This window comes from Rhodococcus spongiicola (assembly GCF_004011835.1).
GTDB lineage: Bacteria > Actinomycetota > Actinomycetes > Mycobacteriales > Mycobacteriaceae > Prescottella > Prescottella spongiicola.
Map to the genome: position 1 here is coordinate 24,627 of NZ_RKLN01000007.1, position 16,569 is coordinate 41,195.

The 16,569-nt window shown below is 66.9% G+C and carries 13 protein-coding genes; all 13 read left to right on the plus strand.

Going from position 1 to position 16,569, the window contains the following annotated elements; all coding sequences use genetic code 11:
* The first annotated feature begins 388 nt into the window (after window positions 1-388).
* The 13 genes from EF834_RS16860 to murC all read left to right on the plus strand — a co-directional run bounded on the left by EF834_RS16860 (window position 389) and on the right by murC (window position 16,524).
* On the plus strand, window positions 389-868 hold the full coding sequence (locus EF834_RS16860; protein ID WP_235871273.1) for an SAV_6107 family HEPN domain-containing protein: 480 nt from the start codon (window positions 389-391) through the stop codon (window positions 866-868).
* 140 nt (window positions 869-1,008) lie between these two features.
* Window positions 1,009-1,437, plus strand: a complete 429-nt coding sequence (locus EF834_RS16865) for a DUF3040 domain-containing protein (RefSeq protein ID WP_127948391.1) — start codon at window positions 1,009-1,011, stop codon at window positions 1,435-1,437.
* 576 nt (window positions 1,438-2,013) lie between these two features.
* The gene (gene mraZ / locus EF834_RS16870) at window positions 2,014-2,445 is read left to right on the plus strand and encodes a division/cell wall cluster transcriptional repressor MraZ (protein ID WP_127948392.1); all 432 of its coding nucleotides are present in this window, start codon (window positions 2,014-2,016) and stop codon (window positions 2,443-2,445) included.
* A gap of 200 nt (window positions 2,446-2,645) precedes the next feature.
* Entirely contained in the window at window positions 2,646-3,662 is a 1,017-nt protein-coding gene (gene rsmH, locus EF834_RS16875; protein ID WP_127948393.1) for a 16S rRNA (cytosine(1402)-N(4))-methyltransferase RsmH, read from the plus strand.
* Window positions 3,659-4,333, plus strand: coding sequence for a hypothetical protein (locus EF834_RS16880; protein ID WP_127948394.1), 675 nt, complete (start codon window positions 3,659-3,661; stop codon window positions 4,331-4,333). Before rsmH ends, EF834_RS16880 begins: the two co-directional genes overlap by 4 nt.
* Window positions 4,330-6,231: a peptidoglycan D,D-transpeptidase FtsI family protein gene (locus EF834_RS16885; protein ID WP_235871274.1), complete on the plus strand. Its 1,902-nt coding sequence runs from the start codon at window positions 4,330-4,332 to the stop codon at window positions 6,229-6,231. Before EF834_RS16880 ends, EF834_RS16885 begins: the two co-directional genes overlap by 4 nt.
* 214 nt (window positions 6,232-6,445) lie before the next feature.
* Window positions 6,446-8,137 carry a UDP-N-acetylmuramoyl-L-alanyl-D-glutamate--2,6-diaminopimelate ligase gene (locus EF834_RS16890; RefSeq protein ID WP_408014533.1) on the plus strand — a complete coding sequence of 564 codons (1,692 nt, stop codon included), beginning with the start codon at window positions 6,446-6,448 and terminating at the stop codon, window positions 8,135-8,137.
* Window positions 8,134-9,702: a UDP-N-acetylmuramoyl-tripeptide--D-alanyl-D-alanine ligase gene (locus EF834_RS16895; protein WP_127948396.1), complete on the plus strand. Its 1,569-nt coding sequence runs from the start codon at window positions 8,134-8,136 to the stop codon at window positions 9,700-9,702. Before EF834_RS16890 ends, EF834_RS16895 begins: the two co-directional genes overlap by 4 nt.
* The gene (gene mraY, locus EF834_RS16900) at window positions 9,699-10,793 is read left to right on the plus strand and encodes a phospho-N-acetylmuramoyl-pentapeptide-transferase (protein WP_127948397.1); all 1,095 of its coding nucleotides are present in this window, start codon (window positions 9,699-9,701) and stop codon (window positions 10,791-10,793) included. Before EF834_RS16895 ends, mraY begins: the two co-directional genes overlap by 4 nt.
* A gap of 4 nt (window positions 10,794-10,797) precedes the next feature.
* A complete protein-coding gene (murD, locus tag EF834_RS16905) occupies window positions 10,798-12,390 on the plus strand; it encodes a UDP-N-acetylmuramoyl-L-alanine--D-glutamate ligase (protein WP_127948398.1) in 1,593 nt (530 codons plus the stop codon).
* Entirely contained in the window at window positions 12,390-13,889 is a 1,500-nt protein-coding gene (gene ftsW / locus EF834_RS16910; RefSeq protein WP_127948399.1) for a putative lipid II flippase FtsW, read from the plus strand. The genes murD and ftsW overlap by 1 nt, the downstream gene beginning before the upstream one ends.
* Entirely contained in the window at window positions 13,886-15,031 is a 1,146-nt protein-coding gene (murG, locus tag EF834_RS16915; protein ID WP_127948400.1) for an undecaprenyldiphospho-muramoylpentapeptide beta-N-acetylglucosaminyltransferase, read from the plus strand. Before ftsW ends, murG begins: the two co-directional genes overlap by 4 nt.
* A complete protein-coding gene (gene murC / locus EF834_RS16920) occupies window positions 15,028-16,524 on the plus strand; it encodes a UDP-N-acetylmuramate--L-alanine ligase (RefSeq protein WP_127948401.1) in 1,497 nt (498 codons plus the stop codon). The genes murG and murC overlap by 4 nt, the downstream gene beginning before the upstream one ends.
* Window positions 16,525-16,569 lie beyond the last annotated feature (45 nt).

The following is a 16,569-nucleotide window of genomic DNA, read 5'->3' on the forward strand; positions in this document are numbered from 1 at the left end:
TACAGGAATGTCCTGGTTCGCGGTGCGGCCCTCGCAGGGGTTGGCGCCTGGGTTCGCGCCGGTGCTGTCCATGCTCGCGCTCGCCCTCTTTTCTTGACGACGTGTCAGTGGGTCCAGCTATATTGAATATGTCGAACGTGTGTTCGACACCGGCGATCCGGTGATGTTCGAGGGAAGCGAATCATCACCGGATCCCCGGGCCTGCACTCGGGAGTGGTGGAAGGTGCGCGGAGTCATGTCGGAAGTCATGCGGGGGATGAGTTCACGGTCTGTATCCAATCTGTCTGTATCCAATCTGTCTGTATCCAATCTGTCTGTATCCAGTCCTGCATCCAGTCTGTCGGGGATTGCGGCCGGGTGCGCGACGCCAATGAGGTCACCGAGGTCAGTGTCCGTTCGAGCGACGACGCTGTTGCGCCGGGCAGATGGCTTGCTGTCGGAGGCGGTGGCGGCGGGGGAGGCCGGGGAACGTTTCCGATGCTCCTATCTCGGCGCCCTGAAGGGTGCTGCAGCGGTGCTCGCGGGGGTGGACAGAAATGTCGGTTCGGCGGGTTCTCGGCGGCCGCGGTCGCGAAGCGCATGGGTGCTCATGGCGCGGGCTGTACCGGAGCTCGCCGATTGGGCCGGCTATTTCGCGGACCACTCCACGCTGAGAGCCTCGATCGAGGCCGGTGTAGCGCAGACGGTTTCGGACGCAGATGCAGACCACTTCTACTTGGAGGTGGGGCGGTTCCTGACGGCGGTCGAGGACTTCCTCGCCGAGCCGGGCCGGAAAGGTGACCTTCCAGGGTTCGCGGTGCGGCATCCAAGGGGTGATTCCGGGCACGCTGGTGCTGCTGTGAACGGAGATATCCGGGATAATCACTGATTCGTCGGGAACTCGTCGGTGGAGTAGGTGGTATGGAAAGGGTGCACCTCGTATTATTGAATTCAGGTAGCCGCCAGTGAGTTACCCACCTTCCCGCATCGCGGGTGAGGTGCCGTTTCTTTAGTGCCGGGGGAGGTACCGTGCCACTCTCCGAGCACGAGCAGCGCATGCTCGACCAGATCGAGAGCGCGCTCTACGCTGAGGATCCAAAGTTCGCGTCCACAGTGCGGGGCGGGCGCATGCGTGCCCCTACCGCAAAGCGCCGATTGCAGGCGGTGGCCCTTTTCGTGCTGGGTCTCGTTCTCCTTGTCGCAGGTCTGGCGATACCAGTGAGGGTCTTGGAAGTATTTCCGATCATCAGCCTGGTCGGGTTCGTCGTGATGTTCGGTGCCGGAATTCTCTTCCTTCTCGGTGGAGGGAAGGGTCATCTGGCGGCAGTCCCCGACGGGGAAGGCACTCCGAGTGAGTCGGGCGGATCGCATCCGCGCAAGTCCCAAGGTGGCAAGAAGTCCGGCGGGTTCTCGTCTCGCATGGAGGATCGCTTCCGGCGGAGATTCGAGCAGGAGTAGATCGCAAGAGCTCGAAGCGGCGGTGGCGCGACCGAGTACGGTCGCGCCACCGCCGCTTCAGGCTTTTGTTGTCTTGAATGCCAGTTTCGGACCGCTTGCGCCGGCCGACTGAGTCTCGTGTGCTGCGTTGCGTCCGATCGAGGTTGCGTCCGATCGAGGTTGCGTCCGATCGAGTCCCCACGGCGCCCCACTCGCACGCCCCACCGTTCCCCACCGGAGTCCGACCACGGATTCAGTCTCCGGTGCGGGTGGGCCGATACCGGTGGTTGCGGCATCGAATGTGAGTGCACTGGACAGACCTCGGTCGATCCTGATGCGAGTCGGTTGATCTAGATATGCACGGTTTGGGCGAAACGTGTTCGCCGTCACGTGCATGATCTACCCACTTCTGTCCCCGCCCTGACCTGCAGTTATTGGCCGAGATCTGCCAAGGTGAAGATCAAATCGACTGGGATGTGGGGGAGAGTGGGGTAAAGTGGCGGACAGTGGATCGGGGAGGTGATCCACTGAAAGTGGGGGGGTACCGACCGGTATCGATCCCGACGTTCGCTACAGGCTCCGGCGGGAGGTGTCGAGATGTTCCTCGGTACCTACACGCCGAAGCTGGACGACAAGGGTCGGCTCACGCTGCCCGCGAAGTTTCGGGACGCATTGGCGGGAGGGTTGATGGTCACGAAGGGTCAGGACCACAGCCTCGCGGTGTATCCACGCGAGGAGTTCACTGCGCTCGCTCGTCGTGCCGCAGCGGCATCTCGTAGCAATCCGCAGGCTCGCGCCTTCGTGCGAGGGCTCGCGGCGGGAACGGATGAGCAGCACCCCGACGCCCAAGGGCGGATCACGTTGTCCACGGACCATCGACGCTACGCGGGGCTGTCCAAGGACTGCGTGGTCGTCGGATCGGTCGACTTCCTCGAGATCTGGGACGCCCAGGCATGGACGAACTACCTCGGGGAGCACGAAGAAAGCTACTCCCAGGCCAGAGACGAGGCGCTCGAGGGGATCTTCTAGCCCACCGACGCCGCGAGTGCCGCGAGGCCTCTGCCCGAGCGTGACCCTGGCGCACTTCCCCAGCGCCAGGTTCACCACCGGGACCCTGACGCCCTTCCCCAGCGCCAGGTTCCCTGATCGGACAGGGACCTCGAGGCATTCGCCCTCCACCACCCGACGACGCGCAAGCACCAGAGCATCGAGCAACAGCCGGAGGAAAAATGGTCGACGGCGAGGACGCCACCGAGTTCGCCCCGGGCGACTTCGGTCATGTCCCCGTCCTCCTGCGCCGCGCGAATGAACTCCTGGGCCCTGCTATCACCGCCGAGAACACGCGAGGCGACGGTGCCGTGATGATCGATGCGACACTCGGGCTGGGCGGACACTCCGAACATTTCCTGCGTGCATACCCCGGTCTACACCTGATCGGCCTGGACCGTGACCCCGCGGCACTGCGGATCGCGTCGGATCGACTGGCGTCATACGCCGACCGCACCACATATGTGCACACCCGCTACGACGGCATCGTCGATGCGCTCGAACAGGCTGGGCTCGACCCGATCGGTACCGTCAACGCCATCCTGTTCGACCTCGGTGTGTCTTCGATGCAACTCGACGAGGCCGAACGCGGGTTCGCGTACTCCGTCGACGCGCCGCTGGACATGCGGATGAACCCGACGGTGGGCATCACCGCTGCCGAGGTGCTCAACACATACAGCCGCGGCGAGTTGACTCGCATCCTCAACGCGTACGGCGAGGAACGCTTCGCCAGCCGCATCGCCTCGGAGATCGTGCGCCGCCGTCAGAAGCAGCCGTTCACGACGAGCGCGGCGCTGGTCGAACTCATATACGACGCCATTCCGGCCGCGACTCGCCGGACGGGCGGGCATCCCGCGAAGCGGACGTTCCAGGCGCTCCGGGTCGAGGTCAACGGTGAGTTGGATTCGTTGAGGGCCGCTATCCCCGCAGCCCTCGACTCCTTGATGGTCGGTGGACGCGCCGTATTCATGTCGTACCAGTCTCTCGAGGACCGCGTCGTCAAGCAGGAACTGACCCCGCTCGCGAAGTCCAAGACGCCCGAGGACCTGCCCATGGAACTGCCGGGCATGGGACCGGAGCTTCGGATCCTCACGCGGGGTGCAGAGCGTGCGTCGGAGCAGGAAATCGAGGACAACCCCAGGGCAGCGCCTGTGCGTCTGCGTGCAGCGGAACGAATCGCGAGGAGGACGACAGCATGACTGTTCAGGTGGCTCCCACCGAAAGGGTCCCGCGGTCCACAGCGGCAAACCGGGCGTACAAGCGCCGTCACCAGCGCTCCTCGACCATCGACGGCCACGCTGCTGCGGTGATCTCGCAGGGCACCTCGCCCCGGACGATTGTCGCGCGAATCCCGTTCGTGGCCATGATTCTCGGCCTGCTGGGGCTGGGACTGGCCGCGACACTGCTGCTGACGACCCGCGCAGCCGAGGATTCGTACGAACTCGCAGACGCCCGGGCACACAACGAGAGCTTGCGGCAGCAGGCAGCGACACTCCAGCGGGACGTCATCGCAGGCAACTCTGCTCCGGTCTTGGCTGTGAAGGCGGCCGAGCAGGGACTCATTCCGGCGAAGGACCCGGCGCGGCTGGTCTTGGATGCGGACGGCACTGTCCACGTGATCGGTACTCCCACACCCGCTCAGGGCGAGCCGGTCGCGCCGCTGGACCGGACCCCATCACCGGCACCAGAGGCACCGGCACCCGAGGCACCGGCACCCGAGGCGCTGGCACAGCAAGTGCAGACGGCGCCGCCGTCTGAGACAGTGCAGCCTTCGCCGCGGCCGAACAATGACGGGAGGATCCAGGCTCGTGGTGAGCGCCTGACGCCGGTGGCGGTCGTCACTCCACCATCGGCCGGTGCACAGCAGTGACGTCCCCGCGTGGACGCCACCCTGCCCCACGCCGGCGTAGGCCGACTGCACCGCCCCCGCGATCTGCGCGGGGGCGGAAGTCGTCGTCGCGCCGGACCGATTCGTTCGCGTTCCGCCTCCGGTACGGCCGCGCGGTGATGTTCGTGGCGCTCGGTGTCGCGGCGCTTCAGCTGCTGTGGGTGCAGGGTATCGACGCGCCGCGGCTGTCGGCGGAGGCTGCCAACCAACGGACCACCAAGGTCACGCTTCCCGCCGTGCGTGGTGAGATCCTCGATCGCAACGGCAACAGGCTCGCCTACACGCTCGACGCGAAGGCGCTCACCTTCCAGCCGGTCCGCGAGCGTAAGAACATGGAGGACCTGCGCGCCAAGGACGCCTCCCTTCCCGATCCTGAGACCCGGTTGAAGGCGATCGCGAAGGCTATCCACGACAGGCTTGGTGATACCACGAGCGAGAGCGACCTCCTGACGAAGTTGCAAAGCGACGAGACGTTCGTCTATCTGGCCCGCAATGTGGACCCGGCGGTGGCCGCCGAGATCGCCGACGAGTTCCCGGAGGTGGGACTCGAGCGGCAGGACGTCCGCGAATACCCGGGCGGTTCTCTCGCCGCTAACATCCTCGGCTCGACCGGCTGGGACGGGCACGGCCTGCTCGGGCTCGAGGAGTCGATGGACTCGACCCTCGCCGGCGAGGACGGTTCCAAGACCCACGACCGCGGGTCCGACGGCGCCGTGATTCCGGGTAGCATTCGTGATCTTCAACCCGCGGTCGACGGTTCGGCGGTAGAGCTCACGATCGACTCGGACCTGCAGTATTACGTGCAGCAGCAGACGCAGCAGGCGAAGGATCTGTCGGGCGCGCAGAACGTCTCCGTCGTGGTGCTCGACGCCAAGACCTCCGAAGTGCTCGCGATGACCAACGACGGGACCTTCAACCCGGCGATCGGCGTGGGGAACAACCCGGAAACCGCGCGGTTGGGCAATCTGCCGGTCAGCTCACCGTTCGAACCCGGATCCGTCAACAAGATCGTGACCGCTGCCGCCGCCATAGAGTACGGGCTGACCACGCCGGAGGAGGTGCTTCAGGTACCGGGTTCGATCCGGATGGCCGGGGTCTCGGTCAGCGACGCGTGGGCGCACGGGCTCGTGTCCTACACCACTACCGGCGTGTTCGGGAAGTCGTCGAACGTCGGCACCCTGATGCTGGCTCAGCGTGTCGGCGAGGAACGATTCGCGGACATGCTGCACCGGTTCGGCCTCGGCCAGGCTACCGGCGTCGGGCTCCCGGGTGAGAGTGCGGGCAGCGTTCCACAGCTCGACGATTGGTCCGGGGGTACGTTCGCGAACCTGCCTATTGGCCAGGGCCTTTCGATGACGCTGCTGCAGATGACCGGTATGTATCAGGCGATAGCGAACGACGGCGAGCGCATCTCGCCGCGGATTGTCAAGGCGATCGTGGACCCGGACGGCACCCGCACGCAGACGCAGCGGCCGGAACCCATTCGGGTCGTCAGCGAGCAGACCGCGCGCACTGTGCGCGACATGTTCCGGGCGGTTACTCAGAGGGATCCGATGGGCTATCAGCAGGGGACCGGTCCGCAAGCCGCTGTCGACGGCTTCCAGATCAGCGGCAAGACGGGGACCGCGCAGCAGGTGGATCCGGCGTGCCTGTGCTACTCGAATTCCAATTACTGGATCACGTTCGCCGGAATCGCACCCGCGGACGATCCACGTTACATCGTCGGCATCATGCTGGACGCGCCAGTTCGTGGCATCGATGGTGGCGGGGGGACGTCGGCGGCGCCGCTGTTCCACAACATCACGTCGTGGCTGCTCCAGCGCGACAATGTGCCGCTCTCACCGGACCAAGGCCGGCCGTTGGTTCTACAGCCCGACTGAGCAGTGCGCCGGGGACTGTGTTTTCTCCGCTTGGTTCTCGGCGAGGTTCTCCGCAAGCGTGCGTCCCATGAGGGGGTGGCGACTCGTATGTCAGGTGCCGACGCCGGTAATCTGACATGTCGATCTTGGCCGCACGATTCGGCGATGGTCCCGGCACACTCGACCACGACCGACTTGTTCGTCCCACCGACATCCGACCGATAGAGAGGACCCGCTGCCCGTGCTTCCGAGTCCGCAGCCTTCCACGCCAGGCGCGGCGCCGGAGAGCGGTCTTCGCCCGAGCAACCCGCCGCAGACCGATCTCGTGGATCTCGTGGCGGGGATCGACGCGCGCCTCGAGTGGGTGGGGCCGGAGCGACCGCACGAAGATGCGAGGATCACCGTCACCGGAGTCGAGTTGCGAGCGCAGGCAGTGCGGTCTGGGGATCTGTTCGCTGCGCTACCGGGAGCGCACACCCACGGCGCGCATTTCGTCGTGACGGCTCTCGAGGCCGGGGCTGTGGCAGTGTTCACGGACAACGCCGGCCTGGCTGCGGTCGGCGAGTGTCTCGTCGATGCAGGTTCGAGTATGTCGGTGCCGGTCCTCGTGCATCCCGATCCGCGCGGTGTTCTCGGTGAGGTTTCCGCAACGATCTACGGCAGGCCGTCGGAGCGGATGCAGGTGATCGGTATCACCGGGACATCCGGCAAGACGACGTCCTCGTACTTGATCGAAGCCGGTCTCGCCGCGGCAGGACGCAGCACCGGGTTGGTCGGCACCATCGAGACGCGCGTCGTGGGTCGCCGCGTGCCGAGCGCCCTCACCACGCCGGAGGCTCCGCAGCTCCATGCCTTGTTCGCAGCGATGCACGAACGCGGCATCGACACCGTCGTCATGGAGGTGTCGAGCCACGCGCTCGCGCTCGGCCGTGTGGACGGTATCCGGTTCTCGATCGGTGCGTTCACCAACCTGTCGCAGGATCATCTCGACTTCCACAAGGATTTCGACGACTACTTCGCCACCAAGGGTCGATTGTTCGCGGCGGACTCGACGGTCCGTGCCGATCGTGCTGTGATCTGCGTGGACGACGAGTGGGGCGTGCGCATGTCGGACATCGCACGCCGCGCGCATCCTGATCAGGCTGACGCGGTTGCCACGATCGGCACCTGCCCGGATGTTCAACGAGAGCGGGATGAGCCGCCCGACTGGATCGCCGGTCCGAGCCACACCACGAAGTCGGGCAGGCAGGTGTTCGCGTTGACTGGTCCGGACGGGGCCACGCGCGAGGTATCGCTGCGCCTGCCCGGCCAGTACAACGTCGCCAACGCTGCGCTTGCAGCGGCGGTGTGTGCGACTGCCGGCGTCGACGTCGACGTCGCTCTGGCTGGTATCGCCGATGTGGATGTTCCGGGACGGGTGCAGCGTGTCGACCGAGGGCAGGACTTCCTGGCTGTTGTGGACTACGCGCACAAGCCGGCAGCGCTCGAAGCCGTCATCGCAACGCTGCGTGGACAGGCGTCGGGGCGGATCGTGGTCGTCGTCGGCGCCGGCGGTGACCGCGACACAGGTAAGCGTGCGCTGATGGGGGAAGCGGGTGCCCGCGGTGCGGATCTGCTCGTAATCACCGACGACAATCCGCGTACCGAGGACCCGGCCACCATTCGAGCCGCACTCGCCGCGGGAGCGCGGGCGGTTCCATCCGCGGAGCGGGGCGAGGTCCGCGAGATCGGTGACCGCGCCGAGGCTATAGGGGTTGCGGTCCGGTGGGCCCGCCCCGGCGACGTGGTCCTGGTGGCCGGCAAAGGACACGAGGCCGGCCAGGAGATCAACGGGGTGAAGTACCCATTCGACGACTGCGAGGTTCTGGGAGAGGCGATCGACCGGATCGCCTCCGGTGGCGGACCTGCACACGGAGGAAACGCATGATCCCGATGACGCTCGCCAAGATCGCACAAGCGGTCGGCGGGACGCTGCACGATGTCGACGATCCATCGGCCATGGTCACGGGAACGGTGGAGTTCGATTCCCGCGAGGTCACTCCGGGTGGGCTGTTTCTAGCGCTGCCCGGAGCCCGGGCCGATGGCCATGACCACGCCGGTGACGCTGTCGCCGCCGGCGCGGTGGCGGTCCTCGCGGCGCGGCCCGTCGGCGTCCCGGCGATCGTCGTCGAACCGCTCGGTGCGGCGGGGAGCGGAGCGCTCGCGCTCGAACACGACATCGACGGCTCGGGTGCCGCGGTGCTCGGGGCCCTCGCCAGGCTCGCGCGGGCGAGCACCGACGCGATCGTCGAGGAATCGGGAATGGCGGTCGTCGGTGTCACGGGATCGTCAGGCAAGACCTCCACGAAGGACCTGCTGGCGGCGGTCCTGGCACCGCTCGGTTCGGTCGTCGCGCCGCCCGGATCGTTCAACAACGAACTCGGCCACCCGTGGACCGCGCTGCGCGCCGACACCGACACCCGATTCCTGGTGCTGGAGATGTCCGCTCGTAGGCGTGGGAACATCGCAGATCTCGCGAAGACCGTACCGCCGCGCATCGGTGTGGTGCTCAATGTCGGCACCGCCCACCTCGGCGAGTTCGGATCGCGTGAGGCGATCGCGCAGACCAAGGGTGAACTTCCCGAGTCGCTGCCGTCGGCGGCGAACGGCGGCGTCGCGGTGCTCAACGCAGATGATCCCTTGGTCGCTTCCATGGCCGAGCGCACCACGGCTCGGGTCGTGCTGGTCGGGCTGTCCGGCAACGCCGATGTCCGCGCGGCCGACGTGCGCCTCGACGACCAAGCTCGCGCGAGTTTCACGCTCACGTGCGGGGCCGGCAGCGTCCCGGTCACCCTCGCCGTACACGGAGAACATCACATCGGCAACGCCCTCGCAGCCGCGGCCGTCGCGCTCGAGTGCGGTGCAACGCTCGAACAAATCGCCAGGGCCCTGGGCGGTGCAACGCCGGTGTCCGCGCGCCGCATGGACGTCCAAGACCGCTCCGACGGCGTGACCGTCGTCAACGACTCGTACAACGCCAATCCCGACTCGATGCGCGCCGCGCTCAAGGCGCTGGTGTCGATGGCGCGTTCCGGCCGTGGTCCGGCACGCCGGAGTTGGGCGGTCCTCGGTGAAATGGCCGAACTGGGGCCAGAATCAGTGGTCGAGCACGACGCGATCGGACGGTTCGCGGTGCGCTTGGACGTGTCCAGATTGATCCTCGTCGGACAGGGCCGTCCCGTCCGCGCTATGTATCAGGGAGCGGTGATGGAAGGTTCGTGGGGTGACGAGGCTGTCCACGTACCAGACATCGCGAGCGCAATCGCCTTGCTCGAACAGGAACTACAGGCCGGGGACCTCGTGTTGGTGAAGGCTTCGCAGGCGATCGGCCTGTGGGAGGTCGCGGACGCTGTGCTCGCGGGGCCGACTGCAGGTTCGGTCACGACGGGCAGTGGGACGACGGGCAGTGGGACGACGGGCAGTGGGACGACGGGCAAGGGGGCGTCTCAGTGAGGCAGATTCTTTTCGCTGCGGGCATCGCGCTCGCGGTGTCCATCCTGTTGACGCCCGTTCTCATCAAGATCTTCTCCCGGCAGGGCTTCGGACAAGAAATCCGCGTCGAGGGTCCCGAAAGCCACCAGGCCAAACGCGGTACTCCGACGATGGGTGGCGTTGCGATCCTCGTAGGCCTGTGGGCGGGCTACTGGGGTTCACACCTGATCGGCATCGGCTACGACGCGGACGGCCCGTCGGCATCGGGTCTACTGGTGCTCGGTCTGACCACCGCGCTCGGCGTTGTCGGGTTCCTCGACGACTTCATCAAGATACGGAAGCAGCGGAATCTGGGCCTGAACAAGACCGCGAAGCTCGTCGGTCAGTTGGTGGCCGCGGTCGCCTTCGGAATCCTGGCGCTGCAGTTCCGCGGCGGGAACGGCTTGACGCCCGGCAGCGCGCATCTATCGTACGTGCGTGACATCGCCACCGTGAGCCTTGGCTCGGTCGTGTTCATCCTCTTCGTCTACCTGCTGGTCAGCGCCTGGTCGAACGCGGTGAACCTGACCGACGGCCTCGACGGCCTCGCGGCAGGGTCGATGAGTCTCGTGCTCGGTGCGTACGTGATCATCACGTTCTGGCAGTTCCGCAACGCGTGTACCTCGGGTCCGGGCAGCCTCGGTCCGGCCAAGGGATGCTACGACGTCCGAGACCCGCTGGACCTGGCCTTGTTGTGTGCGGCCGGTGCCGCCGCATGCATCGGTTTCCTGTGGTGGAATGCGGCCCCGGCAAAGATCTTCATGGGAGACACCGGATCACTGGCACTCGGCGGCATGCTCGCGGGTCTGTCCATCACCACCCGTACCGAGCTGCTGATGGTCGTGATCGGTGCGCTGTTCGTCGCGGAGGCCGCATCGGTGGTCATCCAGGTTGCTGTGTTCCGGTCGAGCCGGCGACGCGTCTTCCGGATGGCGCCATTCCACCACCACTTCGAACTCGGCGGGTGGGCTGAGACTCAGGTGATCATCAGATTCTGGTTGCTGGCGGCGATCGCGTCCGCGGTCGGTCTTGCCCTCTTCTACAGCGAGTACCTCGCCGCGATCGGGGACTAGGGCAATGCAATCAGAGGAGCACTACCTCGTCGAGTCGGGTCTGAGTCGGCTAAGGGACGCTGACGTCCTGGTGGCCGGTGCGGGTGTCTCCGGCCGGGCGGCCGTGGCACCTTTGCTGGACCTCGGTGCACGGGTCACCGTCACCGACGCCAACGCAGAGGCCCTCGCATGCTGCGCCGACCTGGGTGCTTCGACGATCGGGATCGACGAGCTCGTGGCCGTCTCCGGGCGGGTGGCCGAGTTCGCCCTGGTGATCGTCAGCCCCGGTTTCCGGCCCGACGCACCGGTCGTGTCGGCCGCCGCCGTTGCGGGTGTGCCCGTCTGGGGCGACATCGAGTTTTCGTGGCGGGTCGATCAGGCACAGATCTACGGGCCGCCGCGACGCTGGCTGGTCGTGACCGGCACCAACGGCAAGACCACCACCACCTCGATGCTGAACTCGATCCTCGAAGCGGCGGGGATTCCGTCGGTGGCTTGCGGGAACATCGGGCTTCCGGTACTCGACGCGCTGCGGGAACGGCGGCCTCGCTCGGACGTCCTGGCGGTCGAGCTGTCATCGTTCCAGCTGCACTGGGCGCCTTCGGTGCGGCCAGCGGCCGGCGTCGTCCTCAACATCGCTGAGGATCACCTGGATTGGCACGGGGGCATGCAGGGATACATCGACGCCAAGGCACGGTCACTGACGGGCGATGTCGCAGTCGTGGGTCTGGACAACGCCGCGGCAGCCTCGCTGGCGGAGCGGCCGCGGGACGGGCGCACCGTGGGCTTCCGCATCGGAGTGCCCGGTCGCGGTGAGCTCGGCGTGATCGATGGCATGCTGGTCGACCGCGCATTCGCAGACTCGGAGACTCTGCTCCCAGCCGACCAGATCAGCCCACCGGGGCCGGCGGGGGTCTGCGACGCCCTCGCCGCGGCCGCGCTGTCCCGCGCGATCGGTGTGCCTGCGGATGCAGTAGCCACTGGGCTCCGTGCCCATCGCGTCGGCCCGCATCGGGCACAAACGGTGCGGGAGGTTGCGGGTGTCGCGTTCGTGGACGATTCGAAGGCGACCAATCCGCACGCGGCGCGATCGTCGATCATCGCGCGTGACTCGGTCGTGTGGATCGCCGGCGGCCAACTCAAGGGCGCGCGGGTGGACGATCTCGTGGCGGAAGTCGCGGGCCGGTTGGCCGGCGCGGTCCTGATCGGGCAGGACGCGGACCAGATCGCGGACGCGCTGGCGCGACACGCCCCGGAGGTCCCGGTGGTGCGCATCCGATCGGGAGACGATGAATCCATGGGTGCGCGAAACCCCGGCACAGTGCTACTCGGTGCCGTTGAATCCGACGCCGACGCGCTGATGGCCGCGGCGGTGCGCGCCGCGGCCGCTCTGGCCTCTGCGGGCGATTCCGTACTGCTCGCGCCTGCGGCCGCGTCGCTCGACATGTTCGAGTCGTACGGTCACCGCGGACGCAGCTTCGCCGAGGCCGCGCAGGGACTGTCGGCCGAGCAGATCGGGTCGACGACGGCTGGGCCGTCAGATGTGACACCGGCTGGGCCGTCAGATGTGACACTGCCCGAGCCGCCGGATGTCACCGGGGAGTCCGGGCCTCGCTGATGAGAATCGAGACCGAGCGCCGCACCGGCAGGGCCGACCGTGGGCCCCGGACCCGGATCGGCGCGTGGCTGGCGCGTCCGCTGACGTCGTTTCACCTGGTCGTCACGATCGCGATGTTGCTGACGGTGCTGGGGCTGGTGATGGTTCTGTCGTCATCGAGCGTCGAGTCCGTGGCGCAGGACGGGTCGGCCTACGGGAGGTTCGTCTCCCAGGTGATCTTCGCGGCCGTCGGACTCGTGATCTTCTACGTCGCATTGATGATCCCGATCCGGGTGGTTCGGGAATGGGCGTTACCGGCCGTCGCTGTCACCGCCGTGATGCTCGTGTTGGTGCTCATCCCGGGCATAGGCACGGAGTCGCAGGGTACTCGCGGATGGTTCGTGATCGGCCCGATCTCGCTGCAGCCATCGGAACTGGCGAAGATCGCGTTCTCGGTCTGGGGCGCGCATCTGCTGGCGACGCGTCGGCGGGACAATCCGCAGCTCAAGGAGATTCTCACTCCGCTGGTTCCGGCGGCGATTATCGTTTTGGCGCTCGTCGTGCTTCAACCGGACTACGGCACCGCCGTCTCCCTCGCGATCATCGTGCTCGCGCTGCTGTGGTTCGCGGGACTGCCGCTCAAGATCTTCTTCGCCATCCTCGGTGCGGGCGCGGTCGCGGCGGTCACCCTCGCCATGACTGCCGGCTACCGATCCGCGCGCGTCCGGGCGTTCTTCGATCCCGAAGCGGATCCGCAAGGAAGCGGCTACCAGGCTCGACAGGCCAAGTACGCCCTTGCGGACGGCAGTCTGTTCGGTGAGGGACTCGGGCAGAGTTCTGCGAAGTGGAGCTACCTGCCCAATGCCCACAACGATTTCATCTTCGCGATCATAGGCGAGGAACTCGGGTTCATCGGTGCGGGCGCGGTGATCGGCTTGTTCGGTCTGTTCGTATACACCGGCCTCCGGATCGCCCGGCGCTCGGCCGACCCTTTCTTGCAGTTGCTCACAGCGACTGCGACCGCTTGGATCACCGGGCAGGCCTTCATCAACATCGGCTACGTGGTCGGTGTGCTGCCCGTGACAGGTCTCCAGTTGCCGCTGGTGTCTGCGGGTGGTACGTCGACGGCGACGACACTTCTCATGTTCGGTCTCATCGCAAGCGCGGCACGGCACGAACCGGAGGCGGTCGCGGCATTGCACGGCGGCCAGGACGGGCGTCTCTCCCGTCTGCTTCGCCTGCCGAAACCGGCACCGTACATCCCGCCGCGCGCGCCGCGCCGGAGGGGTGCTGCCGCGGTCCGGAGAACGCAGTCGAACCGGGTCCCGCCCGACCGCCGCGAGCGGACGCCGCGGCGGAACCCTCGAGCTGTGCAGGACGAGCCTCGCAGAGGGTCGTCGAACGCAGACGCGCGGGGCGGAGACAATCGAGGACGGCGGGGACACGACCCTGCTTCTGAACGTCGGCGGGCGACACGATCACGTGGTCCCCGTCCAGGAGAGCGAGGAATGCGTAAGTGAACGGCGACAACCGCGAGAATGCGGCCCTGAGCGTGGTGGTGGCCGGAGGCGGAACCGCAGGTCACATCGAGCCGGCGATGGCCGTCGCGGATGCGATCCAAGCTCTCGATCCGTCCGCGGTGGTGACGGCACTCGGTACCGAGCGTGGACTCGAGACGGCGCTGGTGCCGAAGCGGGGATATGTGCTCGAACTGATCCCTCCGGTGCCGCTGCCGCGGAAGCCGACGATGGATCTGCTCCGGTTGCCCGGACGGATACGGCGCTCGGTCGCCACGACCCGTGCCATCCTCGACCGGACGAACGCGGACGTGATCGTCGGGTTCGGCGGCTACGTGGCACTGCCGGCGTACCTGGCGGCGGGCTCGGGTCTGTTTGGTCGGCGGCGGAGAATCCCCATCGTTGTCCACGAAGCGAACGCCAGCGCCGGGATCGCCAACAAGATCGGTGCGCGTCGTGCCCGCCGAGTGTTGGCTGCCGTCGCGGGTTCGGGCGTCGCGGCGCGGGGTCACGAGGACGCGGAAATCGTCGGTGTCCCCGTGCGCTCGTCGATCACCGGACTCGATCGGGGGTCGCTGCGGGCGAAGGCTCGTGAACACTTCGGCTTGCCCGCCGAGGGGCCGGTGCTGCTGGTCTTCGGAGGCTCCCAGGGTGCTCGCTCGCTCAACGAGGCGGTCGCGGGCGCGGCACAGGAGTTAACGGCTGCCGGGATCTCGGTGTTGCATGCGTACGGTCCCAAGAACTCTGTCGATGTCGAATCCCATCCAGCCGCACCGTACGTCGCGGTGCCCTATCTGTCGCGGATGGATCTGGCCTATTCGGCGGCGGATGTGGTGATCTGCCGGTCGGGCGCGATGACGGTCGCCGAGGTGTCGGCCGTCGGGCTGCCCGCGGTATACGTGCCGCTGCCACACGGAAACGGTGAACAGGAACTCAATGCGCGACCGGTCGTGGCAGTCGGCGGAGGGATGATGGTGGCGGACGGCGACCTGACGCCGAAGTACGTGGCCGAAACCGTGGTCCCGTTACTCCGTGATCATGCACGTATCGAGGAGATGAGCCGAAACGCCGCTGGGGCCGGGCACCGCGATGCGGCAGCCTTGGTGGCACAGATCGTTGTCGAGGTAGCAAGGGGAAGGCGATGAGCGCGCAGTTGCCCGCGGGTCTCGAGCGGGTACACATGGTCGGCATCGGAGGTGCCGGAATGTCCGGCATTGCGCGGATCCTGCTCGCGCGTGGCGGGCAGGTGTCGGGCTCCGACGCCAGGGAGAGTCGTGGGGTGCTCGCATTGCGGGCCAGGGGTGCGATCGTCCGGATCGGGCACGACGCGAGTGCGCTGGATCTGGTGCCCGGCGGCCCGACCGCGGTCGTCACGAGCTTTGCGGCGATCCCCAATGACAACCCTGAACTCGTCGAGGCGCGCCGCCGCGGGATTCCCGTGATGATGCGCCCCGCCGTCCTGGCTTCGTTGATGCGGGGACACCGTACGTTGTTGGTGTCGGGTACCCACGGCAAGACCTCGACCACCTCGATGCTCGTCGTTGCGTTGCAGCATTGCGGGTTCGATCCTTCCTTCGCCGTCGGCGGCGAGCTCAACGAGGCTGGAACCAACGCGCACCACGGTTCGGGTGAGGTCTTCGTTGCCGAGGCAGACGAGAGCGACGGCTCACTGCTGCAGTACGACCCGGATCTGGTGGTGGTCACCAACATCGAGGCCGACCATCTCGATTTCTTCGGTAGCAGCGAGGCATACGTCCAGGTTTTCGATGACTTCGTCGCGCGCATCGCGCCCGGTGGCCTCTTGGTGGCGTGCCTCGACGATCCGGGGTCGGCGGCACTCGCGTGCCGCACCGTCGAGTCCGGTCGTACGGACGTGCGGGTGCTCGGCTACGGCACCACAGAAGCCGTCGGTGCCGCCGCAGGCATTCCGGTCGGTGTGGAGTTGGTGTCATGGGAGGCGTGTGATATCGGAGGTGTTGCGAACATCCGGATCTCCGGTGAGGCTGACGAACGCGCCCTGCGCCTGGGTGTGCCCGGAAAGCACATGGCACTCAACGCGCTTGCGGCGCTGCTTGCAGGTCTGGATTCCGGCGCGCAGATCGATGAGCTCCTGGAGGGCCTGGCCGGTTTCGGCGGCGTCCACCGCCGCTTCCAGCTGACCGGGCGCGAGCGCGAGGTCCGGCTGTTCGATGACTACGCCCATCACCCCACCGAGGTGCGTACCGTGCTCGGTGCAGCCCGCGAACTCGTCGTCCGAAGTCCGCGAGGTCGAGTAATCGTGGTGTTCCAGCCGCACCTGTACTCGCGGACCGCGACGTTTGCGCGCGAGTTCGGTGAGGCACTGGACGTTGCCGACGAGGTGATGGTCCTCGACGTCTACGGCGCTCGGGAGGAGCCGATTCCGGGGGTCAGTGGCGCGCTTGTTGCACAAGGAGTCACGAAACCCGTTCACTACCAGCCCGATCGGTCCCAGGTCCCTCGACAGATCGCGGAGATAGCAGAGCCGGGCGACATCGTAATCACGATGGGTGCGGGCGACGTGACGATGCTCGGCGGGGAGATCCTCGACGCGTTGCGGGCGCGCCCGAATCGGGCTCGTCGTTCGGGTGCGGTGGGATCGGGTCCGGAGTCGCGATGACGGCCGACGGTCAGGACCGGCCCCACCGTAGGCGTCGGGGCATGC

What these genes read in the sequence shown, in the direction of transcription:
- mraZ (WP_127948392.1), top strand. Translation starts at nt 2,014, where the DNA reads ATGTTCCTCGGTACCTACACGCCGAAGCTGGACGACAAGGGTCGGCTC.
- rsmH (WP_127948393.1), top strand. Translation starts at nt 2,646, where the DNA reads ATGGTCGACGGCGAGGACGCCACCGAGTTCGCCCCGGGCGACTTCGGT.
- EF834_RS16880 (WP_127948394.1), top strand. Translation starts at nt 3,659, where the DNA reads ATGACTGTTCAGGTGGCTCCCACCGAAAGGGTCCCGCGGTCCACAGCG.
- EF834_RS16895 (WP_127948396.1), top strand. Translation starts at nt 8,134, where the DNA reads ATGATCCCGATGACGCTCGCCAAGATCGCACAAGCGGTCGGCGGGACG.
- murD (WP_127948398.1), top strand. Translation starts at nt 10,798, where the DNA reads ATGCAATCAGAGGAGCACTACCTCGTCGAGTCGGGTCTGAGTCGGCTA.
- ftsW (WP_127948399.1), top strand. Translation starts at nt 12,390, where the DNA reads ATGAGAATCGAGACCGAGCGCCGCACCGGCAGGGCCGACCGTGGGCCC.
- murC (WP_127948401.1), top strand. Translation starts at nt 15,028, where the DNA reads ATGAGCGCGCAGTTGCCCGCGGGTCTCGAGCGGGTACACATGGTCGGC.